This window comes from Citrobacter sp. wls706 (assembly GCF_005281305.1).
Classification (GTDB): Bacteria; Pseudomonadota; Gammaproteobacteria; order Enterobacterales; family Enterobacteriaceae; genus Citrobacter; species Citrobacter werkmanii.
Window position 1 is genome coordinate 1 of record NZ_SZXG01000036.1, and the last position, 912, is coordinate 912.

Below are 912 nucleotides of genomic sequence, written 5' to 3' on the forward strand. Positions count from 1 at the left end.
CGTTAACCTGGCGATCCACCAGGTCGATAGCTCCGGCAGCGCGCTGACCTATACCCAGGTCAAAGTAAACGACGCCAGCGACATTCACGATACAACTTTTGATGCTGACGGCGTGGCGACGTTCAACTTCGTCGTCTCTTACGTCAAACAGTCTGGCGCGGTACCAGTAACAGCGGGCTACGTGAAATCCAACACCGCGTATACCCTTACCTATAACTGATCATCAGTCCCCAGAGAGTTATCTTTTTCAACAAGATAACTCCTTTACAGAATTATCAAGGATAGAAGAACACCCTTACCTCTTGTAAACATAATAGTAGTCACTTCAGTTAAAATTAAAATCATTTTCATTATTTATAATGATAAAAAATACAAATACACACCAATCAACTCAAATACAATACATATATATATTGATAATAAAAACCATCAACACATAACAGCAAGAGATAAATAAATACTATGTTTGCAAAAAAAAGCACAATATGTACAAAATCGTTAAAAACAATGCACAAATAAATTATTACAAGAAATTGTAGTATAGATAAAAAACAAATTAAATATTTTGTTTGTGAATATAAAAAAAGGAAATATCCGCATATGATATTTTTATAGATGCAGAGTACTCCCTATAATAAATATTGTCTTAAGTGACATCTATTTTTAACAAGGATATTTCAAGATGAAATTAAAGTTAATAGCTTTATCACTGGTTCTGTCTGCTGCCTCCACTACTTCAGCCTTTGCCCTAGATGGCGGCCAGGTAGATTTTGCTGGTCTGGTGAGCGATAACACCTGCACCCCGCACGTTAACGGCGGCAGTCAGGATGGACAGGTTCAACTGAACACCGCCCAGGCATCCGCTATAACTGCCGATCCAGGTGTACAGAGCAGTGCCGTCGGTATTCAGCC

The 912-nt window shown here is 38.8% G+C and carries 2 pseudogenes; both read left to right on the top strand.

The annotated features are described in order from the left end of the window. A pseudogene (locus FDW92_RS16575) lies at window positions 1–220 on the top strand (fimbrial protein); the annotation flags it as partial. Window positions 221–682: 462 nt separating this feature from the next. Continuing rightward, window positions 683–912 (top strand): annotated as a pseudogene (locus FDW92_RS16580) (fimbrial protein); the annotation flags it as partial.